Source organism: Weizmannia acidilactici (genome assembly GCF_008974185.1).
GTDB lineage: Bacteria > Bacillota > Bacilli > Bacillales > Bacillaceae_C > Weizmannia > Weizmannia acidilactici.
The window spans coordinates 23,059-49,889 of sequence record NZ_BKZP01000001.1; the positions used below are offsets into that span (position 1 = coordinate 23,059).

Here is a 26,831-nt window from a genome sequence, read left to right on the forward strand (position 1 = left end):
GCCAGCAAAATTATTTGTAGTAGGACCACCTACCGCTACATGCTTTATTAAAATTTTTCTCCAGTATTCTATTTAACCTCTTCTTCGAATCCACGATTTTACACCAATCATAGATTCCCTTCGTTGTAATTTTTCGATCAGGAAACAGCATTTGAAATTCCCTGATACTCCATATGAACGCCGCTTCAACGGTTTCGCGGTGCCCGCAGTTTTCACAAACGATGCTCCTTCCCTGAACAGCACAAGAAAACGAACCGCACGATGCGCAAATAATCCCTTTCCGTAACTGCTCATATTCATACCGGGGCAGCTGCATAAAAGGCGATTCTTCAATATGAAGCGACAGAAGTTTTTCCGCCAGTCTCTTATGTTTGCCGTTCAGCTTTGCAGGCAATGAATTCAAATGTTTAAAATACCGGTTGATTTGAGTCGGGAAAATAAGTGGCGTATTCAGAGGGGCATGATAAAGAGTGAATTCGGGGTGAATAAAAATAACGGAAGCAGCGACAGGCATGTCAAATCCGAGCGAATGGAGCAGCTGCCGGAAAAGCGATTCGCAACGCCTCAATTGAATAAGCGGGTTGCTGATCTCGGACTTATTTCATAAATTCTTTCCCCTTCGTAGTAAAAATCGCCTTCATAATTTTTCACTTCAAACACGTAAATGGTTTCCCCGGTAATCACAAGCGTATCTATCTGGAATGTCGTATTGTTCAAGTAGAGACGCAAATCATTCAATACTAAGCAATCGCATTCAAGTTTCTCTGTCAGCAAGTCCAAGTGACGCTCCCCTTCGTATCCTTTTTCGAGATTCCAATAGTACTGCTTGTCTTTTTCAGTGAGATCCATTCGTCTGTTTAACGATTTAAAAATAAACAGCTCAAGAGATTTTGTACGATCTTTATAAAGCATGGTTCACTTCCTCCCTGATTAAAAAAATTCAGACTACAAGTTGATTATATATCAAATAGAAAAATTAGGCACCCATTTTTAGTATAATAAAAATATCAATCTATTTAGGTGATGTTATGAACAAATTTCGCATCGAGTATACCACAGGGTCTGTGCCATTCTGTTCGGGTTTGGCGGTGGTGGGGTTTCTCCTCCAGCAAACGAACCTTGCTTCAAGGCTTGACAATGCCATATCGGAAAATATTAAACGAAACCTTGGATATTCGAACGGGGATGTGGCCAAGTCTTATATCGGGCTGCTTTGCCTTGGAAAGAAGGATTTTGGCGCAATTGAAGCTTTCCGCAATGACACGTTTTTCCGCTCTTCTTTCAATCTCGAAAGGGTGCCTTCCAGCGCGGTTTTGGAGCACCGGTTGGACGAGGCTGCCTTATCGGATGAATGGAACGGCATTTTAATGGAAGAGTCTCTGGAACTGATTCACCAAACCAATGCGCCGGTCAGCCCGGTGTTCATAAAAGATCAAGCGTATGTATCAGTTGAGATTGAAGGTCCATTTGCTTTCATCGGTCAGGAAGGGTACTGCATCCAATTTGAAACGGCTACGGAACTGCAATTCATTCAAAAAACCGTCCAGTCTGCGCAAAAATTGGCAGCCGGCCCTTTTCTTTGGCGGCTTGATACCGGGGAGGACAGCACTGAAATTGTATCGGTATTGCTTGAACATGAAATGGATTTTATTTTGAGACAAACTCCGCAAAATACGGATGCATGGATTGAAAACGCCCTGAAACACGGCATGTGCTGCATTGAACGCGAAGGGGAGAATGTATATTTTGGATTTGTGCCTGAAAACGTTACTGTAAACGGTCAGGGAAGAACCGTCCGTAAAGTTTTTAAAATGATTGAAAGGACCATTGATCAAAACGGGCAAATCTTTTTGATGCCGCAATATGAGATGGAATTGTACTGGACAACGCTGGGTATCCCGGCAGCAGCCGTTTTGCAGCTTTACAACGAACATCAGAAAGTTTGTAATCAAATCAATCGTGAATTCAAGTCTGATCTTCATTTTAAACAGTTGCCATCCAAACATGACAAAACAAACGAACTCGTCCTGCATTTTGGCATGTTCGCCTATAACCTGCTTCGCGTCATCGGCCAGGGGAACAAGCGAATGAAACGGATCCGGGATGTGATACGGGAATTGCCGAAACGATCGATCCTGGAAGAGAATGAGAACTGAAAAAATTTCCTCATTCCCCATGTACCCGGGCGGTTTCCCAAGGTTCTTTCATTCCGGTTCTGACCATGAATTTATTATTAAAAATAACTTGGCAAATCCATAAAAGCTTGCATTGGGACACCCCCAAGTATACGGCTTAGGCGCTTTTCCTTTTAAACTCCCTGGATAAAATGTTATGATGAAAAAGAAAAAAATTTTTCATAATGAGCTTTGGAGTTGAGGAAATGGACAAAACGGAACTGCGGAAGTCAATGATTGCCTATTTAAAAAGCCTGGACGCACGGGAAAAACAGAACATAGAAGAGAAACTGCATGCCCGATTATTTTCATCAAATTTATGGAACCATGCCAAAACGATCGGCATTACGGTTTCCCAAGGATTTGAATGGGACACAAAGCCCATCATCGAAACCGGCTGGGGGCAGGGAAAAACAGTTTGTGTGCCGAAATGCGTGCCGGAAGAAAAAAAGCTCCTCTTTTACCGGCTCGACCTTTTTGGGCAACTGGAGAAAAGCTTCTTTAACCTTTTGGAACCGAAAACTAATGAAACGGAGCAAGTCGACAAGCAGAAAATCGATTTGCTGGTTGTTCCCGGTCTTGTTTTTAACACAAAAGGCTACCGGATCGGTTTTGGCGGCGGGTATTACGACCGGTTTCTTGCAGATTTTCCAAATGATACGGTCTCTTTGGTTTATTCCGAACAGATAAGAGAGGACCTGCCTCTCCAATCTTATGATATTGCCGTTAAGCACATCGTTACTGAGAACGGGATTTTAAAGTAAAAGGGGAGAGTACATGAGCAACAGAACTTCCGTTATGATCAGTATCGTCTTGGCGATGCTGGTGTCATCGATTGATTCGACCATTATGAACACGACGATGCCCGTGATCGCAAAAGAGCTCGGCCGGTTTGACCTGTATGCATGGGCATTTGCATCCTATATGATTACAAGTACCATTCTTTCTCCGATCGCGGGAAGATTGTCCGATTTATTCGGCCGAAAGAAAGTGTTTGGATTCGGCATTCTTTTGTTTTTAGTCGGATCGCTTATGTGCGGGCTTGCAACAGAGATGATCGAATTAATTGTGTTCCGCGCGATTCAAGGAATTGGGGCAGGGTTCATGGTGCCGTTTCCGGCGATTATTGCTGGAGACTTGTTTTCCGTTGAAAACCGGGGGAAAATCCAGGCCCTGTTTACGGGCATGTGGGGCTTGTCCGCCGTTCTTGCCCCGCTGTTGGGGTCTTTCTTCGTTACATATTTTACTTGGAGATGGATCTTCTTTGTAAATTTGCCGGTCTGCCTCATTTCGTTTCTCACGCTGTTGCCGTACCAAGAACATTACGAGCCGAAAAAGGCGAGTGTCGATTATATTGGTGCGGTTTTATTTGCCGTGTCGATCACGTTATTGCTTTTAGACACGGTTGTCCACCGGAACCAAATTTTATATGCAGTAATTGGCGTTGTTTTTCTTATTGTTTTTTACTTTTATGAAAAACGGCAAGGTTCACCGATTGTTCCGCTTTCGATGTTCAAAAACAAAACGATCGCACGGATCAATGTGAATAGCTTTATTGGAACGGTGGCGTTGTTTGGCGCTTCCAGTTATATTCCGCTGTTTCTGCAAAAAGTGACAGGTCTTTCGCTGTTAATGAGCGGGGTTGCCTTGCTTGGATCGTCCATCGGCTGGATGGCTGCCGCTGTCCCTGCCGGAAAATGGATTTTAAAATACGGTTACCGGATATTGTTTATGATTGGAAATTTGCTTTTGTTGATTTCAGGGTTATTATGGATCTTCTTAAATCCAAGCCATGGTTTCTACTATGTCTTTCTTGTGATGATTGTGCACGGCGCAGCTTTTGGATTGATTTCAACGGTAGGGATTATTGGTTCACAGCAGATGGTAAGCGGGCACGAAAAAGGAATTTCAACATCGTTCTTTATGTTTACCCGTAATATGGGTACTGCGATCGGGGTGACGGTCATGGGCGCCTTTTTAACAAGCGGTGCAACGTATATGCAGGGCATACACCACTTGTTCTTGTTTGGCTTCTGCGGCAGTATTTTGGCACTCTTGACATCTTTCTTTATCCAAAATGATCGTGCGGAGAGGGAAGTAAACGCTGCAGATAGTTAAAAAAGCTTTTTCATCTCTTTTCTCTGATAAGCTTGATTCCTTTTTCAACTGCATTTTCTTATCTTGTTTCTGGGGGGTTCAAACACACCGACCTTTTTAACAGCGTAGGAAAGGATAAATCCGGCTATTCGGTTGATTGTCAAACTGGACAACAATTAATTTTTCTTTTGATGCCAAAATGATCCGGTAAATTCTATTCTTTTCAAATATAATCAAGTTAATAAGAAAAGTTGCCGCAAAAACTTCTTGGTGCAGAAAGAGGTAAAAATGGAGGGGCATGGATGAAAGAAATAAGGTTTAGCTTATTGGTAAAATACATATTGCTGGCGGTTATCGCCGTGCTTTGCGTCAAATATTTTGGAACGATCCTTAAAGCGATCGGCAATATTTGGCACGTTGCATTTCCGTTGGTGCTGGGGGCGGTGATCGCTTACGTCCTGAATATTTTAATGAAAAAAATCGAGCACATTTATTTTCCAAATTCGGGCAACAAAATGATCCGGAAAACACGGAGAACGGCTGGTATTTTGTTATCCTTTCTGGTGATCTTTGGGATCGTTTCGATATTAATCCTGATTATTGTTCCGCAATTGGTACAAGCTATTACAGTAGTTATCAATGCCATTCCTGAATTCTACTCCAAAACCGTGGCATATTTCCAGGCGAACAGTGGCCAATATTCCAGTATCGGAAAATTAATATCAAGCCTGCAGGTGGATCTTGATTCGGTCACGAAAAAATTGACATCTTCTTTATCGAAAATGCTGACCGGGATCCTGAATTCAACCTTTTCCATTGCCGGGGCATTTACAAGCGGTGTGATGAATCTCATCATTGCGATCATTTTTGCCGTCTATATTTTAGCCAGCAAGGAAAAATTGTCTGCGCAGGCCGATAAAGTGATCCGGGCATTCTTGAAAAAGAAAACGTCGGAAAGAATATATTATGTTTTAAGGGTTGCAAATGATACTTTTTCCAGTTTTATCGTTGGGCAGTGTGTCGAAGCGGTCATTTTAGGCTGTTTATGTACGGCCGGCATGTTTCTTCTCCATTTTCCGTACGCTGCCATGGTCGGGGCTTTCATCAGCGCAACGGCGTTAATTCCGGTCGTCGGCGCTTATTTGGGGGCGGCTTTCGGCGCGTTTATGATCCTGACAGTGAATCCGATGCAAGCCCTGTTTTTCTTGATTTTTATTGTTGTACTCCAGCAAGTGGAAGGGAATATTATTTACCCGAGAGTGGTCGGGTCATCGATCGGCCTACCTGGTCTTTGGGTGTTGGCTGCGGTGATTATCGGGGGAGGTCTTGGCGGCGTTGTTGGTATGCTTTTGGGCGTTCCGGTGGCTGCGACCCTTTATAAATTGGCTGGCGATCAAGTGCATAAACGTTTACATTCTCCGCAAATAGATTGATAGAAAAAAGGTGCCATGATGTATAAACTGGTCAAACCGGTATTGAAAATGAAAGAAGAATACAAGAAATATTTACAGGAATGGGAAAATCGCGGGGAAAGGATTGTCCCATCCAAATCAAAATTAGGCGGCCGTTCCTGTGAAGATTTTATCCGGAATTTGCGCTCTCAGGAAACGGATGCCATGTATAGGTGGAGATTTGTGCTGGCGACATTGTATGTTTTGGCAGATGAAAACAATAAAATTTACGACGCTAGAGATCAGGCATGATTTGAATGATGCTTTGCTTGAGAGCGGCGGCCACGTCGGCTACGGCATCCGGCCTTCCGAACGTCGAAAAGGCTTAGCTTCGAAAATGCTTGAAATGCCACTTGAAAAAGCAAAAGAACTCGGGCTTGAACGCGTGCTGCTCACCTGCGATAAAAAGAATACTGGATCCGCCAAAACGATCGTAAAAAATGGCGGCATTCTTGAAAATGAAATGGACCATGGAGATAGGGTTACACAAAGATACTGGATGACGTTGTAAACGAGGAAATGAGAGGAGAAACGTGGAAAAGGAAAAAACAAAACCGGGTTTCTCGTGTTAAATCTGGAGTTGTTTGTTTTCATTGCCGTTATTGCCGCATATCTGTATTTATGGAAAAAGTCCCAAAATCCGCTTTTTACAGTATGCGGAATCGTCAGCGTAATTGGCATGGTGTTTAATATTATCTTGATTGCCCGGAAAACGAAGAAATAGGCCTGTCTATCAAAGAAAGAATCTTTTCTGCAGTGATTTTGGGGTAGACATCAACGGCGGAAAGGTGATGAATGTCTACCCATACCGGCTGGTAAGTCCTCTTTTTTCATATTCCTATGACATTAGGGAAGAAGATCAGAAAAATATTCGAGTGTTGGAACCAATTGATGAGCTTTAAACATTTTTCCAAATCGGATTTTGAAACCCATTTTGCATCAATCACTTCTTTTTTTTGGAGTGTAAGGTTATCAAATTGAACGTTTATCCGAATGAGCCAAACTTCGTAAAAATCATAAAACTGGTCCCGTCCGCGCTTTTTATGCATTCCATTTTATTTTTTGGCAACTCAATCCCAATTTCTTCTTTTACTTCCCAGAGGACGCCCTGAAGGCTCGTTTCTCCAGCTAAAACAGACCTGCCCGTACATCCCAAAGATTTGGAGGGGGCTTGCCGGGATGCCGTTTTGTGGTAAGATATTTCCCTTCATCATTTAAATCCATACATGTACAACCAGATGATAATCCCCTTCAGCCAGTAGAATGTCGCGGATATGTTTTCTGTTTGTGAAATTCCTATTGATATCATAGATATCCCAGGGCTCCATGGAAAACTTCCTTATTGTGGTTTGGAAGCTTTAAAAATAATCGTCGGCGGGACGAGCGCAGCTTTTTGAGAGACATACCATTCATTTGGATTGCTGTTCGTATCGGTTTCGCCGAAAAATTCTTCTACCATGTTCTCAATGATAAAACCGTGGCGGATCAGTTCATTAACAAAGGTACTGATTTTCCTTTGATGCATCACAATCGGGACGCCATGCCACGATTCTTTTTGAAGCGGCTCCTCATCATGATAAGATTCTTTCATGATGAACTGTTTTCCATTGTATGCAATTCTGCTGTAAAAAGGATGCTCCCAGCTGAAGATGAACGTTCCGACGGGTTTTAAGTATCCGAAAATGTTCGCCAAGGTTTTTGGAAGGTCTGTTGTCCAGCCCAACGCAAAAATTGAAAAGACAATGTCAAATATTGGGCAGGTAAACTCGGATTTTCTTCCATGAGGCTGATGAACAAATGGACCGAATTTCCTGCATTTGCTAAAACGGTTTTCGCTGTACAGATCTGTGTGTCAGAAAAGTCAAGCCCCCATCATTCGCCTACTCCTTGTTCAATGCAGATATTTCAGCGAATGGTCGCTGCCGCACCCGATTTCTAAAATTTTCTTTCCCCGGACATCCCCGAACAATTTGAGTTCCTTTTCTGCCGGGGTAAAGGGGCCGTATCCGGGCAGTGCGGTTGCGGCAAAAAAATCCCCGGCCACCCGGTCCCACCCTTTCTTATTTATTTTTAACGCATCCATCCACTGTTCCAGTGGTATAACTTCCTTTCCTATTAAACTGTTTCTCTCACAAAAATTATAACAATATGAAATATTTTTTAAAAAGGAAGTTGAAAATTTCCGGAAAAGGGGTATATATGTTTTTACCTGAAAATCAAATAGAAGGAGGTTTTTTGATTGGATCGTTCCGTCATTAGTCAGCAAACATGAAAAGAACAGTCAAGTACAAATTATAAAAGTGTTAAAATGTCGACTGCTATAAAAAATACAATGACTAGTGGTGAGAGGCGGGCATGATAGCCTCGTTTGGTGAAGCCAGCCCCAGAGACTACTGGTTTCCTGGCTTGGGAATCATGCCCGCAGAGGCTCCATGTCAAGTTGCCTTTATACATTTCGACTCTGCAAGACTATGTATTTTCGTGCTATTTTAAGAACGGTACACCCAGTAGCGAAGTCAAATATCTCTGTCCAAATCATGCTCTGAAACGCCCCCATTTGGACAACTTAAACGTCACCGCTACTTTTTGAGTTAAAATACTAAAAAACCGGACATTTCATTACGTCAAAAAATTACTCAAAATTAAATAAGAACAGCACTTGGACATGTTTACCGTCAAAAAGAGGAAATTTTGTACCGTCAACTTTTGGACAGATTAGCTTAGTAGTAACTCCTGGGGAGGAATGCCAGGTGTGGCGAGGGGGGACCAATACCCAGTTATGTACTCAAAAAAATGGCGGATCCTATACCCAAATTCAAAATGGATTATTTTTTTAGAAAAGTAACCACAATCCGTATTTGGAAGACGAAGAACGGTTTATGGAAGAATATGGTTTATTTATAGAGGAACATGTAAAAAAGGCCGAACGGCTTTTTCTCGGCAATTCGGTCTTTTACCTGGAATCATTATGCATTCAATTTTTCCTTCTTTTTAATCTCCTTCACGATATTTTCAAGCGTTACGTTCCCGAGTACTTTTTCCATCGCTGATTGCGCACAGGCAAATACCGCCTGCACCGTACCCTGGATGTTGCGCCCGACAGGGCATTCCGGATTCGGATGGTCGTGAATGCTGAACAATTCATTTTCTTTCACAACATTCACAGCTTTATAGATATCAAGCAGGGTAATTTCATTTATATCTCTGGCAAGTTCCGCGCCGGCAACTCCAGGGCGGACATGGATGAGCCCGGCATTTTTCAGCATTCCCATAATTTTTCTGATGACAACCGGGTTTGTGTTCACGCTTTTGGCGAGGAACTCCGATGCATTCACACCGTTCTTATTGATCTCCAGTAATGCGAGTATATGAATGCCGACAGCAAAACGGCTGCTGATGGACATATTGCAAATCCTCCTTAAGTGATGACAGCAATCAATCGTGTAACACTTTCATTTATAAGTATACCTTAATATTCGGGAGAAAAGGAATAAAAAATGCCCTTAGGAAAAGTTCCTAATGGCATTTTCAAGGTACGAGATTTTAGGCGTGCTGACTTGCGGAAGGATCCGAATTGGCGGTTTCGAGATTTTTATCTTTCATCCGGCTGTAAATATTTGCTAAGACAGAACCCGACAGGTTGTGCCAAACGCTGAAAATCGCGCTTGGAACGGCAGCAAGCGGTGAGAAATGGGCTGTAGCAAGGGCCACGCCCAGCCCAGAATTCTGCATGCCGACTTCCATGGATACCGCTTTTTGTTTGGCCAGATCCATGCCGCACAAGCGGGCGAAGAAAAAGCCGATGACAAAGCCAAGCAAATTATGCAGAATAACTACGGCAAAGACCAATAAAGCCGTCTGTGCTATTTTTTCGGCGCTCCCGGCAACAACGCCCGAAACGATTAGCACGATGGCGACAACCGATACGAGCGGCATCGCTTTTGCACCTGTCCTCGCCTGTTTGCCAAAGAATTTTTTCACGATAAACCCGAGCACTAACGGGACGATGATGACTTGCACAACTGAAAGGAATAAAGACAGCACACTGACATGTACCCATTTGCTGGCAAACAGCAGAATTAACAGCGGCGTCACGATTGGCGCCAAAATCGTTGACACAGAAGCAATCGCAACCGCAAGCGCCACATTCCCCCGCGCGAGAAATACCATGACATTTGAAGCGGTGCCGCTCGGGCAGCATCCTACGAGAATTACCCCGATGGCAATATCTTTCGGAAGGTTAAGGCTGGCAGCGAGCAAAAAGGCGATGAGTGGCATGATGATAAAATGCCCGATCACGCCAAGTGCTACTTCTAACGGTCTTTTAAATACTTCTTTAAAATCCGACAAATCAAGTGTCAGTCCCATCCCGAACATAACAATTCCCAATAAAGGTACAATATAATTCCCAATCCATGCAAAATGCTGCGGTAAGAGATAAGCAATCACCGCAAAAATCAGCACCCATAAGGTGAATGTCTTTCCTGCAAAAGCGCTGATTTTTTCAACAACTGCCATATAAAGACCCCCAAAAATATAAAGTGTTTTCTAAAATGATAGAATATATGATAAAATAAATCAAGAACATTATTTTGATATATTAAGATTTTTGAATCAATTAAGCGCGTAATGCGTTAGTTAAGGCAGCGTTTTAGACTTTAGGAGAGATATAAAGGCAATAGTAAAGGAACCGTAATGGTCCTAAGGGGCTTTGTAAAACGAGTAGACAGTTGTAAATTGATCGTTTTGATCATAAGTAACCAAATGAAGACCGAGAGTAATTGTGGGGGAAGTATTTAAAACCATAACGCAATCGGAAATTTTACCTTTCAAAAGCAATATGGAGGGCATTCTGCCAGCTGTCCGGCTGCAGAATGCCCTCCACACTTTTGTCTCCGTTCACCCTTTCTTCATCACCAGCACTTTTTCTACATCCGGGGTGACATATACCGTCTGCTGGTTTTCGTAAATGACAAATCCTGGTTTAGCACCGTTCGGTTTTTTCACGTAGCGCACTTTTGTGTAGTCGACAGGAACGGAAGCGGATTGGCGCGCTTTGCTGAAGTAGGCGGCCAGGTTCGCGGCCTCTAAAATCGTTTCCGGGGACGGGTTTTTGCTGCGGATCACCACGTGCGAACCCGGGATATCCTTCGTATGCAGCCAAATTTCATCGCGGGCCGCTACTTTATTTGTTAAATAATCGTTCTGTTTATTGTTTTTCCCGACCAAAATCTCTGTACCGTCAGAAGCTTCGTATTTTTCAAGGGTGATCCTGTGCGCTTTTTGCCGCTGCGCCCTCCGATGGCGGTTCTTCAAATAGCCTTCTTCCTCAAGTTCTTCGCGGATTTCCTCAATATCTTTCGGGGATGCGGTCTCGAGCTGCTGCAGGAGGTTTTCGAAATACAACACTTCATTTTTCGCGTTTTCAATCTGCTCCTGTACCACCGTTTGCGCATGTTTCGCCTTTTGGTAGCGCGAAAAATAACTTTGCGCATTTTCCGATGGGGTTTTCAGCGGATCAAGCTCAATTACCGCCATTGCGCCGTTTTCATCATAATAGTTTTGCACTTCGATTTTTTTCATGCCTTTTTCCACAGCATAGAGATTTGCCGTCAGCAGCTCGCCATACAACTGGAACTGCTCGGCATTTTGTGCGTAATCGAGCGTCGCTTCAAGCTTTTTAATTTTACTTTCGTTTTTCTCCAGTTCATTTTTAATAAAACGCTCGAGATCATGGCTTTTCTGTTTGACGCGGTCACGTTCTGCTTTCCCGACATAAAAACGGTCAAGCAGTGTACTTAAACTGCCAAAAGTTTTCACTTCACCTTCCAAAGACTGGAGAGGAATCATATAAAACGACTCTTTTTGCGCCCCCGTAATCATGACGGGTTCAATGTCATACACTTTAATTCGCCCCATCACGGACAAAAAAGCTTCCGAAACGGCTTCCGGGTTGGAAAATTTCGCGAGGTGCATGATTTCTTTCGCAAGGAGCGGGGAAACCCCGGCAAACTGCGAAACGATCTGTTTGTCCATTTTTCCGCTGTTCCAGTCAAGCGCGGCAATTATATCATCTTTCGAAGCCTCCAGGGGGTTCTGTTTGTGCTGCTCCGGCGGCAAAACATATTCATGGCCCGGCAGGACGGTCCGGTACGTATTCACAGCCAGTGGGACATGCTTGATGCTGTCCATAATCATGTTCCGTTCTTTTTCTACTAATATAATATTGCTGTGGCGTCCCATGATTTCCATATACAGCTGTTTGTACGAAATATCCCCGATTTCATTGCGGCTTTTGATTTCGAACACAACAACACGGTCAAGGCCGATCTGGTAAATATCTTCTATGACCGAACCTTCAAGGTGTTTCCGCAAAAGCATACAGAACATCGGCGGATCCGGCGGGTTATCAGTTGCTTCATTCGTCAGCTGAATCCTTGCGTAACTCGGGTGTGCCGACAAAAGCAAGCGATGGTTTTTTCCGTTCGCACGCACAATCATGATTAGCTCATTTTGGTAAGGCTGGTGGATTTTATTGATCCGTCCGCCTTTTATCGCGTCACGAAGTTCCTTCACCATGGCCCTTGTAAATAATCCGTCAAAAGACATATGACATTCCTCAATTCTGTGGCGCCCGCGGGCAGAGCCGCAAGCGCCGGTTGTTGGCTTTTTAAATTATATCATTTTTTTGGACAGGGCTGAATATGTTGCTATTAAGACGATAATGGGCAGAAGCAGGGGGAGAGTGTATTCCAATGATGTTTCATGAAATGAGCGGAAAAGATGTAGAACAGGCATTGAGCACTGATCTTGAAAAAGGGCTCACTGAAAAAGAAGCGGAAAAAAGGATCAGGCAGTACGGCTTTAATGAACTGGAGGAAGGAGAAGAAAAATCTGCCCTCATCCTCTTTTTAAGCCAGTTTAAAGATTTTATGACGCTCGTCCTGCTAGCCGCAACGGTGATTTCCGGTCTTTTGGGCGAGTATGTTGATGCCATTGCGATTATTGCCATCGTTTTGATTAACGGCTTTCTTGGTTTTTCCCAGGAGCGGCGGGCTGAAAAATCCCTCGAGGCGTTAAAAGAACTTTCGGCGCCGCAAGTCAATGTGCTGCGCAGCGGCCACTGGGTAAAAATTCCATCCAAAGAAGTGACGCTCGGCGATATTTTGAAATTTGAAAGCGGGGATCGGATCGGCGCTGATCTCCGGATTGTAAAAGCGAACAATTTGGAAATAGAAGAATCGGCGCTGACAGGGGAATCGATCCCTTCACCGAAATCGGCAACCCCGATCTCTGGAGAAAATGTGAGCCTGGGTGATTTGCATAATATGGCGTTTATGGGCACAATGGTGACACGCGGAAACGGGATCGGCATTGTCACCGGAATCGGGATGAAAACCGCGATGGGCGAAATCGCCGATATGATCCAAAATGCAGAAATTCTTACAACCCCTTTACAAAGAAGGCTCGAGCAGTTAGGGAAAATTTTGATTGTGGTTGCACTTCTTTTAACGCTTCTTGTTGTGCTTGTCGGCGTCTGGCACGGGCATGATTTGTATTCCATGTTTTTGGCAGGCGTGTCGCTTGCGGTGGCGGCGATTCCGGAAGGCCTGCCGGCAATTGTCACGATTGCCCTGTCGCTCGGTGTCCAGCGCATGATCCGCAAAAATGCAATCGTCAGGAAACTCCCGGCGGTCGAGACACTAGGCTGCGCAACCGTCATTTGTTCGGACAAAACCGGTACGATGACGCAAAACAAAATGACCGTCACCCACTTGTGGAGCGGCGGGGAGACTTGGAAAGTTTCCGGAACGGGCTATGAGCCGAAAGGAATTTTTAAGCAAGGAGAAACGGAAATCCACCCTTTAAAAGAAAAAAGCTTATACCAGCTGTTGACGTTTGGCCTTTTGTGCAACCACGCCGAACTGAAAATGAAAAATGAAGAATATTTCGTGGACGGCGACCCGACGGAAGGCGCGCTACTCGTTTCCGCCCTGAAAGCCGGTTTGACAAGAGATTTGCTGTTAAAAGAGTTTACGATTGAACAAGAATTTCCGTTTGATTCGACGCGGAAAATGATGAGTATGATGATCCGCGATAAGCACGGCAAGCGATACGTGATCACGAAAGGCGCGCCGGACGTGCTGCTGGATATATGCCGGTCGGTGCTTTGGAGGAGCCGGGAACAACCCCTAATAAATGAATACCGCGAAAAAGTGCAGGAATCGATCGATGGTTTGGCTGCGCAGGCACTTAGAACAATCGCGATCGCCTTTAAGCCGGTTATAGCCGGGGAAAAAATCAGTAGCGAACGCGATGCGGAAAAAGATTTGATTTTTATCGGATTACAGGGGATGATTGACCCGCCGCGCCCGGAAGTCAGACAAGCCATCAAAGAATGCAAAGAAGCAGGCATCCGGACCGTGATGATCACTGGCGACCATGCTGTTACAGCAAAAGCGATTGCAAGGCAGCTCGGGATTTTGCACAGCGGACATCCAAAAGTGATCGACGGTACGATGCTGAACGACATGACGGTTGATGAACTGGAAGATATGATTGAGGAGGTTTCCGTTTTTGCGCGCGTGTCTCCGGACCATAAACTGAAAATCGTAAAAGCTTTCCAAAACCGGGGCCATATTGTTGCGATGACAGGGGACGGCATCAATGACGCGCCGGCAATCAAAACGGCGGACATCGGCATTTCCATGGGCATCACGGGCACCGATGTGGCGAAAGAAGCTTCTTCGCTCGTACTGCTAGATGATAATTTTGCGACGATCAAAGCGGCGATCCAGGAAGGTCGCAATATCTATGAAAATATCAGAAAGTTTATCCGTTATCTGCTGGCGTCAAATGTCGGAGAAATTCTTGTCATGCTGTTTGCGATGCTCTTGTCTTTGCCGCTCCCGGTCGTGCCGATCCAAATTCTATGGGTCAACCTTGTTACGGATGGGCTGCCGGCCATGGCGCTCGGGCTCGACCAGCCGGAAGAAGATGTGATGAAGCGGAAACCTCGCCACCCGCGCGAAGGCGTTTTTGCGCGCGGGCTCGGATGGAAAGTGGTTTCGCGCGGATTTTTGATTGGGCTTGTTACATTGGTCGCCTTTATGACGGTTTATTATCAAAATACTGACAATTTGGCTTATGCGCAGACCGTTGCTTTTGCCACGCTCGTCCTCGCCCAGCTGATCCATGTGTTTGACTGCCGCAGCGAGCGTTCTGTGCTGGCGCGAAACCCGTTCGGGAACCTGTATCTTGTTATGGCTGTCCTGTCATCAGTTTTGCTGATGCTGGTTGTGATTTATGTGCCTGCGCTCCAGCCGGTTTTCCATACGCTTCCGATTTTACCAAGTGATTGGCTGCTCATTCTTTGTATGAGTGCAATCCCGACATTTTTGCTTGCCGGAACATATTATATAAGAAAAAAAGCTTAAACTATGCTATAATCTTAAAAGTAATAGGGATACCTCTATTACTTTTCTTTTTGGAGAAAATCACCAAACAGTCCCGATTAAAATTTCCTTTTCTTCTTAAAACCGGCGCGGTATAATCTCCATAAAAGCGATTTTGCCGGTAAAAATGCGGAAGATGTTATAAGATTGGGCGTGAGAAGATGGTTTTAAGCATGACGGGCTACGGCAGGGGGCGGCAGCAGACACAGTTGTTCAGTGTGACGGTAGAAATAAAGTCTGTCAACCATCGCTTTTGCGAATACCAAATGAGAATGCCGAAACAGCTTGTGAAAATAGAAGACCAGCTGAAGAAAATCATCGGCCGCTATATCCAGCGTGGCCGCGTGGATGTATTTGTCACGATCTCAGGCGAGGGGCTTGTCAAGCGGCAGCTGCGGGTCGACTGGGATTTGCTCGATGAGTATCACCGGTTTTTAAGCCGGCTCCGCGATAAATACGGAATTGAATCAGGTTTTGGCATCCGTGAGTTATTAAATCACGAAGATTTAGTTACAATAGAAGAAATAGAAGAGGACAATGAAGAGATTATCGCGCTTGTTATGGAGGCCTGCAGGGAGGCGGCCGGGCAGTTGAGGTTGATGCGCGAAAAAGAAGGAGCCCAGCTGCAGCGGGATCTGGAAAACCATCTTCAGTCCCTTTCAAAACTGTTGGAAACAATAAAAGCGCACGCTGCAACACTGGTCCATACATACATGTTAAAGCTTGAAAAACGGATGCAGGAAATCACAAACGGCCAGCTGGATGAAGCGAGAATTGTGCAGGAAGCGGCGCTGTTTGCCGAAAAATCCGATATTCATGAGGAAATCACAAGGCTTGAGAGCCATCTGCTGCAGTTTCGTGAGACTTTGGCGCTTCATGAACCGATTGGCAGGAAGCTGGATTTTATGATCCAGGAAATGAACCGGGAAGTCAATACGATCGGCTCGAAAGCGAATGCTTCCGCCATCTCCACAGCCGTTGTGGAACTGAAGTCGGTGCTTGAGAAGATGCGCGAGCAAGTACAAAATATAGAATGAAATTGTACTATATCAATGGCGAGTGGGGAGAGGATAAAATTGGTAAAACTCATTAATGTCGGTTTCGGCAATATCATTTCGGCAAACCGCATCATTTCGATTGTGAGCCCGGAATCGGCCCCGATTAAGCGGCTGATCCAGGATGCGCGGGACCGCGGCACTTTAATTGATGCGACTTACGGAAGAAAAACCCGCGCAGTGGTTATGATGGATAGCGGCCATGTGATTCTCTCCGCTGTGCAGCCGGAGACGGTGGCGCACCGTGTCAGCGACAGGGAAACAGATGGCGAGGAGGTATAGAATTGGAGAAAAAAGGACTGCTGATTGTGTTATCCGGCCCGTCCGGTGTCGGGAAGGGGACAGTAAGGAAAGCGATTTTTTCGCAGCCGGATACGAAATTTGAATATTCCATCTCGATGACGACAAGAAAACCGCGGGAAGGCGAAATTGACGGGGTGGACTATTTTTTTAAAGAACGCGAAGAATTTGAAGAGCTGATCAGGCAGGGAAAACTGCTTGAGTATGCAGAATACGTCGGTAATTATTACGGGACGCCGGTTGATTATGTCGAGGAAACGCTTGAAGCCGGAAAAGATGTTTTTCTGGAAATCGAAGTGCAGGGTGCCAAACAGGTCCGTGAAAAATTTCCGGACGGCCTGTTTATTTTCCTTGCGCCGCCGAGCCTTTCCGAGCTGGAGACGCGGATTACACAGCGAGGTACGGAATCTGCGGAACTGATTCGCGGCCGCATGGAGAAAGCCCGCAAAGAAATTGAAATGATGAATTTGTATGATTATGTCGTGGAAAATGATACAATAGAGAACGCCTGCGAAAAAATTAAAGCAATTGTCGTTGCTGAACATTGCCGAACTTCGCGCGTCGCCAAGCTGTATAAAAAACTTTTGGAGGTTGAATGAACATGCTCTATCCATCCATTGACGAACTGCTGAAAATCATCGATTCGAAATACTCCCTTGTCACAATTGCGGCAAAACGCGCTCGCGAGTTGCAGGAACACCATAATGAAGTGCTGGAAAAATATGTTTCGGATAAAAATGTAGGAAAGGCGCTTGAAGAAATTTATGTCGGCGCGCTTCGGATTAAACAAGATGAACCGGCTTCCTAATCCGAAAGCAGGACCCGGCTTTGGCGCCGGAATGGGATGGAAAATGAAACGCTTAGCAGGGACTGGCCAGAGTTGCGTCAGCCCTTTTTCTTATATTTGCTTTTTTGCTAGAATGAACATAGCTGAATGATTTACCGATAGAATCCAAACAGGGGGCTTACTGATGGTAGGAAAAAAAATATTATTGTGCGTCACGGGCGGCATTGCCGTATATAAAGCGGCTGCGCTCACTAGCAAACTGGCGCAGGCCGGCGCGGTCGTAAAGGTGATCATGACAAAATCGGCCTGTCAGTTCGTCACGCCTTTAACGTTTCAAGCGCTTTCCCGGAACGATGTGTACACGGATACGTTTGATGAAAAACATCCGGAGAAAATTGCCCATATCGATTTGGCCGACTGGGCCGATCTTGTACTTGTCGCGCCGGCAACGGCCAACATCATCGGAAAAATGGCGAACGGGATCGCTGATGACATGGTGACGACGACAATATTGGCAACCACTGCGCCGGTTTGGGTGGCGCCGGCAATGAATGTACATATGTACGGTCACCCGGTTGTCCGCCGCAATATGGAAATGCTGCAAAGCTTTGGATACCATTTGATCGAACCGGGAGAAGGGCATCTTGCCTGCGGCTATACCGGAAAAGGGAGATTGGAAGAACCGGAGAAAATCGCCGCGCGCATTGAAGATTTTTTCAGAGGGGCGACTAAACCTTTATTCGGGAAAACCGTACTCGTTACTGCCGGCCCGACGATCGAAAAAATCGATCCTGTAAGATTCCTTTCAAATCGTTCGTCCGGAAAAATGGGGTTTGCGATCGCTGACGAAGCCGCAAAAATGGGTGCAAAGGTTGTGCTTGTCACAAGTGTGGACAATTTAAAAGCCCCGCACGGCGCTGAAGTGGTAAAAGCGGAGAGCGCGGCGGATATGTACGAAGCTGTAATGGGACGCTACAAGGAAGCGGATATCATTATTAAAAGCGCTGCGGTTGCGGACTATACGCCGGTAAATGTACTGGATAAAAAAATGAAAAAGCAGCCGGGCAACATTGTGCTCGAACTGAAGCGGACAAAAGATATTTTAAAAGAATTGGGCGAAAAAGCGGACAAGCCGTTTTTGGTCGGGTTTGCCGCGGAAACGGACAATCTGGAAAAATATGCCCTGGATAAATTGGAACGGAAGCGTGCCGATATGATCGTCGCCAACGATGTCAGCCGGCAGGGGGCCGGTTTTGCCGGGGATACGAATATTGTTACGATTTTTAAACGGGACGGCTCGAAACGGGAACTTCCGCTTCTGTCCAAACATGAAACAGCAAGGGAAATTTTACGCGAAATTTGCAACGAGATCGAAAAGGACGGCGGAAAATGAAGATTGCAAGTGTCATTGTAGACGTTCCGGCCATGCAGACGGATAAATGTTTTGACTATCTTATTCCGGAAAAATGGGAAAATGTGATCCAGCCTGGCATGAGGGTTATCGTTCCTTTTGGCCCGCGGACTGTACAGGGGTTTGTGGCCGGCATAAAGGGCAGCACCGAAGTTGGGCATTTGCGTGAAATCATTGAACCGCAGGACCTCGCTCCTGTCCTGAATAAAGAACTGCTTGCGCTCGGGGACTGGCTCGCAAGCGAAACACTTTGTTTAAAAATTTCCGCTTACCAGGCGATGCTGCCGGCAGCCATGAAAGCAAAGTACGAAAAACGGGTGCGGAGGATGGATGGACATCAGAACCCGTTTCTCGACGAGGTTTTTGGAAAGAAGGATGAAATCGGCTGGAAAGAAGCCGATCAGCGCGGCCTCTTGCCATTTTTGCAAAAAGAAGCGAAAAACGGGACGGTTGAGGTCGTCTACGAAGTGAAGAACAAAGCCAATAAAAAAACCGTCCGCATGATTTCCTGCCCGCTTTCTGAAGAAGAAATCCGGAGGCGGATTGAAGAAATTTCGGGAAATGCCAGGAAACAAAAGCAAGTGCTAGAATTTTTCATGAAAAATCCGAAAATAAAGGCAACCGTAAGTGATTTGGCCGAGGTTTCCGGCGTGTCCCCGTCGGTCATCAAAACCCTTCTCCAAAAAGGGTGGCTGGAAGAAACAAGCGAAGAATTGTACCGGGATCCATATGCAGACCGGAATTTTCAAAGGAGCGTTCCGCATACTTTGACAAGCGAACAAAAGCAGGCGATTGCCCCGGTTCTTTCCGCCATCCATGAGAAAAGGAGCGAAATTTTTTTGCTCTATGGGGTAACCGGAAGCGGCAAGACGGAAATCTACCTACAATCGATCCAGGAAGTGCTCAATGAAGGAAAAGAAGCGATTGTGCTTGTCCCGGAAATTTCGCTGACGCCGCAAATGGTCCATCGTTTTAAAAGCCGTTTTGGAAATGACGTTGCTGTTTTGCACAGCGGCCTTTCGATCGGCGAAAAATATGATGAGTGGCGAAAAATCACCCGAAAAGAAGCAAAAGTGGTCGTCGGGGCGCGGTCGGCGATTTTTGCTCCTTTTGAAAATATCGGCATCATCATTATTGATGAAGAGCATGAAAACAGCTACAAGCAAGAAGACAATCCGCGCTATCATGCCAGGGACGTGGCAATATTCAGGAGCCGGAACCACCACTGTCCGGTCATTCTCGGAAGCGCCACGCCGTCGCTTGAATCGTTTGCGCGCGCACAAAAAGGCGTCTATACATTGCTGAAAATGGAAAAACGTATGAACAACCACCCGCTCCCGAAAGTTTCTATTGTGGATATGCGGGAAGAAATGCGCGCGGGCAACCGTTCTATGTTCTCAAAGGAACTTTTCGGGAAACTGAAGGATCGGATTGAGAAAAAGCAGCAGACTGTTTTGCTTCTGAATAAAAGGGGATATTCCTCCTTTGTCATGTGCCGGGACTGCGGTTATGTGCTGCAATGCCCGAACTGCGATATATCACTGACTTACCACCGGTCCACGAACGAAATGAAATGCCATTATTGCGGATATGAAACGTTTGTACCCACTGCCTGCCCGGAATGCGGAAGCCCCCACATCCGCTACTTCGGGACAGGTACGCAGAAAGTGGAAGAAGAGTTGGGCAGACTTTTGCCGGAAGCACGCGTCATCAGGATGGACGTCGATACGACCGGACGCAAGGGGGCACATGAGCGGATGCTGAAAAGTTTTGCGGACGGGGAGGCCGATATTTTGCTCGGGACGCAAATGATTGCCAAAGGGCTTGATTTTCCGAACATCACCCTTGTCGGCGTGTTAAATGCCGATACAATGCTGCACCTGCCTGATTTCAGGGCTTCCGAAAAAACATTCCAGCTTCTGACGCAGGTGAGCGGGCGTGCTGGACGGCATGAATTGAAAGGGGAAGTTGTCGTCCAGACGTACACGCCTGAGCATTACAGCATCCAATTCGCCGGTGAGCAGGATTACGGGCGTTTTTACCGTCAGGAAATGATGATGCGCAAAATGGGGTCGTATCCGCCTTTCTACTATTTAACTTTGATTACGGTCAGCCACGAAAATGTGATGAAGGCCGTATCCGCGGCGGAGAAAATCACCCGCTTTGTGCGGTCGCGCGTGTCGGACGGGACGATAATTCTCGGCCCGGCAGCATGCCCGATCCCGCGGATGAAAAATAGATATCGTTACCAATGTTTGATAAAATACAAACGGGAAACGCGGCTGAAAGAAACATTAACCGTTTTGCTGGAGCATTTCCAGCATCAAATTGCCTCGGAAGGATTAAGCATCTCGATTGATGTCAATCCTAATATGATGATGTAAAAGGGACGAGTGATGAGATTCATATGGAGATCGTGAAATACCCTGCCGCCATTTTGGAGAAAAAATGCAAACGGGTCACGGAATTCGGCCCTTCTTTAAAGGCGGTTTTAAATGATATGTACAAAACGATGCAGGAAGCGTACGGGGTCGGCCTTGCCGCCCCGCAAGTAGGCATCGGGCAGCAAATTGCCGTTGTGGATATTGGAGATGGAACCGGCAGAATTGATTTGGTCAACCCGAAAATCATCGCAAGGCGCGGTGAACAGACCGATGTAGAAGGCTGCCTGAGTTTTCCGGGCGTTTACGGTACCGTTTCGCGCGCTTACTATGTAAAAGTGAAAGCACAAAACGCCCAGGGGAAAACGTTCATCATTGAAGCGGAAGATTTTCTGGCGCGCGCTTTGCAGCATGAAATTGACCATCTGCACGGCGTTTTGTTTACTTCAAAAATTATCGAGTATGTTGATGAGGAAGATTTAACGTTTGAGGAGGCGGATGCCGAATGACAAGAGTTGTTTTTATGGGGACGCCTGATTTTGCCGTACCGGTCTTAAAGGCGCTCATCCGCGATGGTTATGAAATTGCCGGTGTTGTCACGCAGCCGGACAGGCCGGTTGGGAGAAAACACGTATTAACGACTCCACCTGTCAAAGTGGAAGCGGAAAAACACCATATTCCGGTGTACCAGCCTGAAAAGCTGCGGCTGTCGGAAAGTCTCACTCCGATTTTGGAATTGAAGCCGGATGTGGTTGTGACTTGCGCATACGGCCAGATCCTACCGAAAGCCTTGCTGGATGCGCCCCCTTACGGCTGCATCAATGTCCATGCTTCATTGCTTCCGGAGCTCCGCGGCGGGGCCCCGATCCATTACGCCATTTTGCAGGGGAAGAAAAAAACGGGCATTACGATCATGTATATGGCGGAAAAACTTGATGCCGGTGATATCATCAGCCAAAGGGAAGTTGACATCGATGAAACCGATGATGTCGGCACGCTGCATGAGAAGCTGAGCGCAGTTGGGGCGGAACTTTTATCCGAGACGCTTCCGAAAATCCTAGCGAAAGAAATTACCGCCATTCCTCAGGACGAGGAAAAAGCGACTTTTGCCTATAACATTACGCGCGGGCAGGAAAAAATCAATTGGGAAAAAACAGGGGAGGACATCTATAACCAGATCAGGGGCCTTTGCCCTTGGCCGGTAGCGTATACCGTTCTCGGCGGGAAAACCATTAAAATATGGAAAAGCGAAAAAGTGGCGCTTCCACAAAAAATGGATCCGGGTGTAATCGTTGAGCTGCAAAAGGACGGGATTGTCGTTGCAACAGGTAACACGACCGGGATAAAAATTACAGAATTACAGCCTGCCGGAAAGAAAAAGATGCCGGCAGCACGATTTTTAAACGGCGCCGGCTCTAACTTTTCTGCCGGCATGAAATTTGGAGAAGAAGATGAATAAAGTAAGGAAAAACGTCCGCGAAGCAGCCCTTGAACTTTTGGAAACTGTGGAAAAAAACCAGTCGTACAGCAATTTGATGCTGAACAGCTATATTGAAAAATACGGTTTTGCCGGTCCGGATGCAGGGCTTTTAACAGAGATTGCTTACGGGACCTTACAGAGAAAACAGACGCTTGATTTTTTCCTCGCCCCGTTTTTGCGGAAAAAAATCGAAACATGGGTGCGGATTTTGTTGCGCTTGTCTTTATACCAAATGGTATACTTAGATAAAATCCCTGACCGCGCAATCATTTTTGAAGCAGTGGAAATCGCCAAAAAGCGTGGCCATCAGGGGATCTCCGGGATGGTCAACGGGGTCTTGCGGGCCATACAAAGAAAGGGACTCCCAAGTTTTAAAGAAATAGAAGATCCGATTGAAAGATTGTCTGTGGCCACGAGCCACCCGCGCTGGCTTGTTGAAAGATGGTTGGAAGAATACGGCTATAAGACAACAAAAGAGATGTGTGAAGCCAATTTGGCGCCTCCCGTCCAAACAGCTAGGGTAAATGTGAATAAGGCATCAGTAGAAGAAGTTGTCGACAGGCTCGGGCGCGAAGGCTTTAAAATTGAGCCGAGCCCGGTGATCCCGGAAGCTGTCCGGTCGTTGAAAGGAAACCTTGCCCGCTCGGTATGTTTTAAAGAAGGCCTGATCACGATCCAGGATGAAAGCTCTATGGCAGTCGCATATGCACTTGATATCCAAAAAGGACAGCATATTCTCGACTGCTGTGCGGCGCCGGGCGGAAAAACGACCCATATTGCAGAAAAGCTCGGAGGAACGGGAAAAGTTACCGCGCTTGACTTGCATCCGCACAAAATCAAGCTGATCCGTGAAAACGCGGAAAGGCTCGGGCTCAGCCAGATTGAAGCGGTTGTGATGGACAGCCGGGAAGCAGGGCAGCATTTTGAAAAAGAATCTTTCGACCGTATTTTGGTGGATGCGCCGTGCTCCGGGCTCGGCGTTGTGCGGAGGAAGCCGGATATTAAATATGTAAAAAACATAAAAGATATGAAGACGCTCCAACACGTGCAGCTCTCAATTTTAGAGGAAATGGCGGGGTTGTTGAAGCCGGATGGCATTATGGTGTTCAGCACCTGCACGGTGGACCGCGCAGAAAATGAAGAGAACATTGAAACGTTTTTGAAACAGCACCCGGGCTTTGAGCCTTATCCGCTGCATGTGCCGGAAGCAATGGAGAATTATGTGGACGGGTACCGGACGCAAATTTTTCCGCAGGATTTCGGTGGGGATGGATTTTTCATCGCCAGCGTCCGCAAAAAAGAGATGGAATAAAATTGATATTTGCCTGATCATAAACACTTCAATCACTATAAAGGTGGGGGTACAATGGAATCTGTCTATAAAACGGATAAAGGCAGAGTAAGGCAGCATAACGAAGACAGTGGGGGAATTTTTAAAAATGCCGAAGGGGATCGTCTTGCCGTCGTTGCGGACGGGATGGGCGGCCACCGCGCGGGTGATATCGCAAGCGGAATGGCAGTGCAGTATTTCAAAGAGGAATTTGAAAAAATCGGGCCGATTGCGGATGCGGAAACTGCTGAGGCGTGGCTTTCCGAAACAATTCGGGATGTGAACACCCGTCTGTTTGAACATGCCGCAAATCACCCGGAATGTGAAGGGATGGGCACGACATTGGTTGCGGCCGTCTGCACCAACCGTTTTATCTCGATTGCCAATATTGGCGACAGCCGCGGCTATATTTTCAATGAAAATGGCTTCCAGCAGCTGACGGAAGACCATTCATTGGTGAATGAACTGGTGAAAACCGGTCAAATTTCCAAAGAAGATGCCGAGAACCATCCCCATAAAAATGTGATTCTGAAGGCGCTCGGAACGGAAGCCGCCATCTCCCCCGACTTAAAAACGATTGTTTTTGAGGAAAATGATTACCTGCTGCTTTGTTCTGACGGGCTGTCGAATAAAGTGCCGACGGAAGTGATGAAAGAAGTGCTGGAGAAAGACCTGCCGCTCGAACGGAAAGCGGAAATGCTGGTGAATGCCGCCAATGAAAACGGCGGGGAAGATAATATCACCATTGCCCTCATGGCGTTTGGCAGGAATGAAGGCGGGTGCGGTTAATGTTAATCGGAAGACGGATCAGCGGCCGCTATAAAGTAAAAAGTCTGATCGGCGGCGGCGGAATGGCAAACGTCTATTTGGCCCGCGATATGATTTTGGACCGTGATGTTGCCGTAAAAGTGCTGCGTCTAGATTGTGCAAATGAACCCGAGTTTATCCAGCGTTTCCACAGGGAAGCCCAGTCGGCGACGAGCCTTGTGCATCCGAATATTGTTAGCATCTATGACATCGGCGAAGAGGACGATTTAAATTATATCGTCATGGAAAATGTGGATGGCATGACGTTAAAACAATACATACAGCAAAACGGGCCGGTTTCCGTTGAAAAAACGCTGGATATCATGGGACAGCTGACAGCGGCGATCTCGCACGCCCACCAGAACCATATCATCCACCGCGATATTAAGCCGCAAAACATTTTAATCAGCCATGACGGGGTCGTCAAAATTACAGATTTCGGCATTGCCATGGCATTGTCGGCAACTTCGATCACCCAGACGAATGCGGTGCTCGGTTCGGTCCATTACCTCTCTCCGGAGCAGGCGCGGGGCGGCATGGCCACTTATAAATCGGATATATACGCGCTCGGCATTGTCATGTTCGAACTATTGACGGGTAGGCTGCCGTTTTCAGGGGAGTCCGCGGTTTCGATTGCTTTAAAGCATTTGCAGAGTGAAACGCCGTCCCCGAAACGATGGAATCCGGACATTCCCCAGAGCGTTGAAAATATTGTTTTAAAGGCAACCGCCAAAGACCCGTTTTACCGGTACAACAGTGCTGATGAGATGGGGGAGGATATCCGGACGGCGCTCAATCCGGAAAGGCTGGATGAACCGAAATTTGAAATTCCGGATGACGATGAGCAGACGAAAATCATGCCGGTCTTTTCCGAAACGGCTGCGGGGCCCGGCCTCAATGACGAAACGATCGTCGTAAACCCTGCTGACGAAAATGAGGAGGAAAAAAAGGAAAGCAAGCGGGACAGGAAGGAAAAGAAACGGAGAAAATGGCCGGTTGTTTTAGGGATCCTTTTCTTTTTTCTCGTGTTAGCGGGGCTGGCAGCTTTGTTTCTGCCGTCGTTTTTAGGACCGAAAACCGTCAGCGTGCCGGATGTGGCAGGGAAAAGTGCCGATGCGGCGGCTGCAGTGCTTGCTGAGCACGGTTTGAAAATCGGGGAAAAACTCAAGGAGACAAGCGAAACAGTACCAAAAGGGCAGATCATCAAAACCGATCCCGGTGCGGGGGAAAAAATAAAAGAAGGCTCGGAAGTATCGCTTTATATCAGCGCCGGTAAAGAGAAGTTTTCACTTTCCGATTATACAGGCAGGCAGTTCAATGACGTTGTCAAGTTGTTAAGCGGGGAGCATTTTAAAGACATCAAAAAAGAAGAAGTGTATGATGACAGTATAGCCGGAACCATTCTCTCACAGGACCCGGCGCCGGATAAAAAAATTGTTCCCGAAGATACGATCATTACATTTACAGTGAGCAAAGGCCCGGAAACCGTAACCGTGCAGGACTTAACCGGTCTTTCAAAATCACAGCTCGACCAGTATGAAAAGGAATCCGGTTTTTCAATTGAAATTTTAGGAAAAGAATATTCGGATACGGTCAAAAAAAACCATGTCATCTCGCAGTCACCGGCAGCCGGAACCGAACTTGAAAAGGGCGCAACCATTAAAGTCACATTCAGCAAAGGCCCGAAAGAACTTCCGCCGAAAACCGTTACAAAAGAAGTCACCATTCCTTATGAGCCGTACAACAGTTCAAGCGAAAAGACAGATGGGGGCAGCTATAACAGCGGCGGTACAACTTCGGGTCAGGGCAGCCAGCCAGACGGTCATACAGGGGATGCAACGGACAATACTACAACAGGCACAACAAATTCAACAACAGCCGACCAGGAAAAAACGAAGCAGGAAGTTCAAATTTACATTGAAGATATGAACCACACGATGTCGGAACCGGCGGAAACTTTCGAGATCACAAAAACGGTCAAAAAACAGTTGGAATTCACGATTGAATACGGGAAAGAAGCCACATACAAAATTGTAAGGAACGGCACCGTCATCACCGAAGAAACGGTTCCTTACCCGAAATAATACGGTACCTGTATATGGG

At 46.3% G+C, this 26,831-nt stretch carries 23 protein-coding genes and 1 pseudogene; 18 read left to right on the forward strand and 6 right to left on the reverse strand.

The window, feature by feature from the left end; genetic code table 11:
• Positions 1-10 precede the first annotated feature (10 nt).
• Positions 11-912: pseudogene (locus tag BpJC4_RS00120) on the reverse strand (nuclease-related domain-containing protein).
• Positions 913-1,028: 116 nt separating this feature from the next.
• Between BpJC4_RS00120 and BpJC4_RS00125 the strand changes: the two are divergent.
• From BpJC4_RS00125 to BpJC4_RS16420, 6 genes are all read left to right on the forward strand, one after another.
• The gene (locus BpJC4_RS00125) at positions 1,029-2,156 is read left to right on the forward strand and encodes a transposase (protein WP_151681053.1); all 1,128 of its coding nucleotides are present in this window, start codon (positions 1,029-1,031) and stop codon (positions 2,154-2,156) included.
• Positions 2,157-2,380: 224 nt separating this feature from the next.
• Positions 2,381-2,938 carry a 5-formyltetrahydrofolate cyclo-ligase gene (locus BpJC4_RS00130; protein ID WP_151681054.1) on the forward strand — a complete coding sequence of 186 codons (558 nt, stop codon included), beginning with the start codon at positions 2,381-2,383 and terminating at the stop codon, positions 2,936-2,938.
• 13 nt (positions 2,939-2,951) lie between these two features.
• Positions 2,952-4,292 (forward strand): MFS transporter, encoded by a 1,341-nt coding sequence (locus tag BpJC4_RS00135; protein ID WP_151681055.1) that lies wholly within the window; start codon positions 2,952-2,954, stop codon positions 4,290-4,292.
• Between the two features lie 281 nt (positions 4,293-4,573).
• Positions 4,574-5,704, forward strand: a complete 1,131-nt coding sequence (locus BpJC4_RS00140; RefSeq protein WP_151681056.1) for an AI-2E family transporter — start codon at positions 4,574-4,576, stop codon at positions 5,702-5,704.
• An 18-nt stretch (positions 5,705-5,722) separates the two neighbouring features.
• Positions 5,723-5,974 (forward strand): hypothetical protein, encoded by a 252-nt coding sequence (locus BpJC4_RS16415; protein WP_253693759.1) that lies wholly within the window; start codon positions 5,723-5,725, stop codon positions 5,972-5,974.
• Positions 5,934-6,233 (forward strand): GNAT family N-acetyltransferase, encoded by a 300-nt coding sequence (locus tag BpJC4_RS16420; RefSeq protein WP_253724271.1) that lies wholly within the window; start codon positions 5,934-5,936, stop codon positions 6,231-6,233. Before BpJC4_RS16415 ends, BpJC4_RS16420 begins: the two co-directional genes overlap by 41 nt.
• Positions 6,234-7,061: 828 nt before the next feature.
• Here BpJC4_RS16420 and BpJC4_RS16425 read toward each other — a convergent pair.
• From BpJC4_RS16425 to BpJC4_RS00170, 5 genes are all read right to left on the reverse strand, one after another.
• Positions 7,062-7,313 (reverse strand): hypothetical protein, encoded by a 252-nt coding sequence (locus tag BpJC4_RS16425; RefSeq protein WP_253693765.1) that lies wholly within the window; start codon positions 7,311-7,313, stop codon positions 7,062-7,064.
• A gap of 300 nt (positions 7,314-7,613) precedes the next feature.
• On the reverse strand, positions 7,614-7,766 hold the full coding sequence (locus BpJC4_RS16430) for a hypothetical protein (protein WP_253693768.1): 153 nt from the start codon (positions 7,764-7,766) through the stop codon (positions 7,614-7,616).
• A 922-nt stretch (positions 7,767-8,688) separates the two neighbouring features.
• Positions 8,689-9,126, reverse strand: a complete 438-nt coding sequence (locus BpJC4_RS00160) for an Rrf2 family transcriptional regulator (RefSeq protein ID WP_151681057.1) — start codon at positions 9,124-9,126, stop codon at positions 8,689-8,691.
• 139 nt (positions 9,127-9,265) lie between these two features.
• Entirely contained in the window at positions 9,266-10,240 is a 975-nt protein-coding gene (locus tag BpJC4_RS00165) for a bile acid:sodium symporter family protein (protein WP_151681058.1), read from the reverse strand.
• Positions 10,241-10,621: 381 nt separating this feature from the next.
• The gene (locus tag BpJC4_RS00170; RefSeq protein WP_151681059.1) at positions 10,622-12,331 is read right to left on the reverse strand and encodes an Rqc2 family fibronectin-binding protein; all 1,710 of its coding nucleotides are present in this window, start codon (positions 12,329-12,331) and stop codon (positions 10,622-10,624) included.
• 146 nt (positions 12,332-12,477) lie between these two features.
• Between BpJC4_RS00170 and BpJC4_RS00175 the strand changes: the two genes are divergently transcribed.
• The 12 genes from BpJC4_RS00175 to pknB all read left to right on the forward strand — a co-directional run bounded on the left by BpJC4_RS00175 (position 12,478) and on the right by pknB (position 26,812).
• Positions 12,478-15,159: a cation-translocating P-type ATPase gene (locus BpJC4_RS00175; protein WP_151681060.1), complete on the forward strand. Its 2,682-nt coding sequence runs from the start codon at positions 12,478-12,480 to the stop codon at positions 15,157-15,159.
• Between the two features lie 179 nt (positions 15,160-15,338).
• Positions 15,339-16,214, forward strand: a complete 876-nt coding sequence (locus tag BpJC4_RS00180) for a YicC/YloC family endoribonuclease (RefSeq protein ID WP_151681061.1) — start codon at positions 15,339-15,341, stop codon at positions 16,212-16,214.
• 15 nt (positions 16,215-16,229) lie between these two features.
• Entirely contained in the window at positions 16,230-16,514 is a 285-nt protein-coding gene (gene remA, locus BpJC4_RS00185) for an extracellular matrix/biofilm regulator RemA (RefSeq protein WP_151681062.1), read from the forward strand.
• Between the two features lie 2 nt (positions 16,515-16,516).
• Complete coding sequence (gene gmk, locus BpJC4_RS00190) at positions 16,517-17,131, forward strand: guanylate kinase (RefSeq protein WP_151681063.1); 615 nt, start codon at positions 16,517-16,519, stop codon at positions 17,129-17,131.
• 2 nt (positions 17,132-17,133) lie between these two features.
• Positions 17,134-17,340: a DNA-directed RNA polymerase subunit omega gene (rpoZ, locus tag BpJC4_RS00195; protein ID WP_151681074.1), complete on the forward strand. Its 207-nt coding sequence runs from the start codon at positions 17,134-17,136 to the stop codon at positions 17,338-17,340.
• Positions 17,341-17,503: 163 nt separating this feature from the next.
• Positions 17,504-18,712, forward strand: coding sequence for a bifunctional phosphopantothenoylcysteine decarboxylase/phosphopantothenate--cysteine ligase CoaBC (coaBC, locus tag BpJC4_RS00200; RefSeq protein ID WP_151681064.1), 1,209 nt, complete (start codon positions 17,504-17,506; stop codon positions 18,710-18,712).
• Positions 18,709-21,114, forward strand: a complete 2,406-nt coding sequence (gene priA / locus BpJC4_RS00205) for a primosomal protein N' (RefSeq protein WP_151697386.1) — start codon at positions 18,709-18,711, stop codon at positions 21,112-21,114. Before coaBC ends, priA begins: the two co-directional genes overlap by 4 nt.
• A gap of 23 nt (positions 21,115-21,137) precedes the next feature.
• Complete coding sequence (def, locus tag BpJC4_RS00210; protein ID WP_151681066.1) at positions 21,138-21,620, forward strand: peptide deformylase; 483 nt, start codon at positions 21,138-21,140, stop codon at positions 21,618-21,620.
• Positions 21,617-22,570 (forward strand): methionyl-tRNA formyltransferase, encoded by a 954-nt coding sequence (gene fmt, locus BpJC4_RS00215; RefSeq protein ID WP_151681067.1) that lies wholly within the window; start codon positions 21,617-21,619, stop codon positions 22,568-22,570. The genes def and fmt overlap by 4 nt, the downstream gene beginning before the upstream one ends.
• Positions 22,563-23,903, forward strand: a complete 1,341-nt coding sequence (gene rsmB / locus BpJC4_RS00220) for a 16S rRNA (cytosine(967)-C(5))-methyltransferase RsmB (protein WP_151697387.1) — start codon at positions 22,563-22,565, stop codon at positions 23,901-23,903. Before fmt ends, rsmB begins: the two co-directional genes overlap by 8 nt.
• Positions 23,904-23,957: 54 nt before the next feature.
• Positions 23,958-24,710: a Stp1/IreP family PP2C-type Ser/Thr phosphatase gene (locus BpJC4_RS00225; RefSeq protein WP_151679089.1), complete on the forward strand. Its 753-nt coding sequence runs from the start codon at positions 23,958-23,960 to the stop codon at positions 24,708-24,710.
• Positions 24,710-26,812, forward strand: a complete 2,103-nt coding sequence (gene pknB, locus BpJC4_RS00230; RefSeq protein ID WP_151679090.1) for a Stk1 family PASTA domain-containing Ser/Thr kinase — start codon at positions 24,710-24,712, stop codon at positions 26,810-26,812. The genes BpJC4_RS00225 and pknB overlap by 1 nt, the downstream gene beginning before the upstream one ends.
• Positions 26,813-26,831: the final 19 nt, after the last annotated feature.

Excerpts from the sequence above, each read along its gene's own strand:
- BpJC4_RS00170 (WP_151681059.1), bottom strand. The coding sequence starts at position 12,331 with ATGTCTTTTGACGGATTATTTACAAGGGCCATGGTGAAGGAACTTCGT.
- BpJC4_RS16425 (WP_253693765.1), bottom strand. The coding sequence starts at position 7,313 with ATGAAAGAATCTTATCATGATGAGGAGCCGCTTCAAAAAGAATCGTGG.
- rpoZ (WP_151681074.1), top strand. The coding sequence starts at position 17,134 with ATGCTCTATCCATCCATTGACGAACTGCTGAAAATCATCGATTCGAAA.
- fmt (WP_151681067.1), top strand. The coding sequence starts at position 21,617 with ATGACAAGAGTTGTTTTTATGGGGACGCCTGATTTTGCCGTACCGGTC.
- BpJC4_RS16415 (WP_253693759.1), top strand. The coding sequence starts at position 5,723 with ATGTATAAACTGGTCAAACCGGTATTGAAAATGAAAGAAGAATACAAG.
- priA (WP_151697386.1), top strand. The coding sequence starts at position 18,709 with ATGAAGATTGCAAGTGTCATTGTAGACGTTCCGGCCATGCAGACGGAT.
- BpJC4_RS00125 (WP_151681053.1), top strand. The coding sequence starts at position 1,029 with ATGAACAAATTTCGCATCGAGTATACCACAGGGTCTGTGCCATTCTGT.
- remA (WP_151681062.1), top strand. The coding sequence starts at position 16,230 with ATGGCGAGTGGGGAGAGGATAAAATTGGTAAAACTCATTAATGTCGGT.
- BpJC4_RS00165 (WP_151681058.1), bottom strand. The coding sequence starts at position 10,240 with ATGGCAGTTGTTGAAAAAATCAGCGCTTTTGCAGGAAAGACATTCACC.
- BpJC4_RS00130 (WP_151681054.1), top strand. The coding sequence starts at position 2,381 with ATGGACAAAACGGAACTGCGGAAGTCAATGATTGCCTATTTAAAAAGC.
- def (WP_151681066.1), top strand. The coding sequence starts at position 21,138 with ATGGAGATCGTGAAATACCCTGCCGCCATTTTGGAGAAAAAATGCAAA.
- BpJC4_RS00180 (WP_151681061.1), top strand. The coding sequence starts at position 15,339 with ATGGTTTTAAGCATGACGGGCTACGGCAGGGGGCGGCAGCAGACACAG.
- BpJC4_RS16420 (WP_253724271.1), top strand. The coding sequence starts at position 5,934 with ATGAAAACAATAAAATTTACGACGCTAGAGATCAGGCATGATTTGAAT.
- rsmB (WP_151697387.1), top strand. The coding sequence starts at position 22,563 with ATGAATAAAGTAAGGAAAAACGTCCGCGAAGCAGCCCTTGAACTTTTG.
- BpJC4_RS00225 (WP_151679089.1), top strand. The coding sequence starts at position 23,958 with ATGGAATCTGTCTATAAAACGGATAAAGGCAGAGTAAGGCAGCATAAC.
- pknB (WP_151679090.1), top strand. The coding sequence starts at position 24,710 with ATGTTAATCGGAAGACGGATCAGCGGCCGCTATAAAGTAAAAAGTCTG.
- BpJC4_RS00135 (WP_151681055.1), top strand. The coding sequence starts at position 2,952 with ATGAGCAACAGAACTTCCGTTATGATCAGTATCGTCTTGGCGATGCTG.
- BpJC4_RS00175 (WP_151681060.1), top strand. The coding sequence starts at position 12,478 with ATGATGTTTCATGAAATGAGCGGAAAAGATGTAGAACAGGCATTGAGC.
- BpJC4_RS00140 (WP_151681056.1), top strand. The coding sequence starts at position 4,574 with ATGAAAGAAATAAGGTTTAGCTTATTGGTAAAATACATATTGCTGGCG.
- BpJC4_RS00160 (WP_151681057.1), bottom strand. The coding sequence starts at position 9,126 with ATGTCCATCAGCAGCCGTTTTGCTGTCGGCATTCATATACTCGCATTA.
- coaBC (WP_151681064.1), top strand. The coding sequence starts at position 17,504 with ATGGTAGGAAAAAAAATATTATTGTGCGTCACGGGCGGCATTGCCGTA.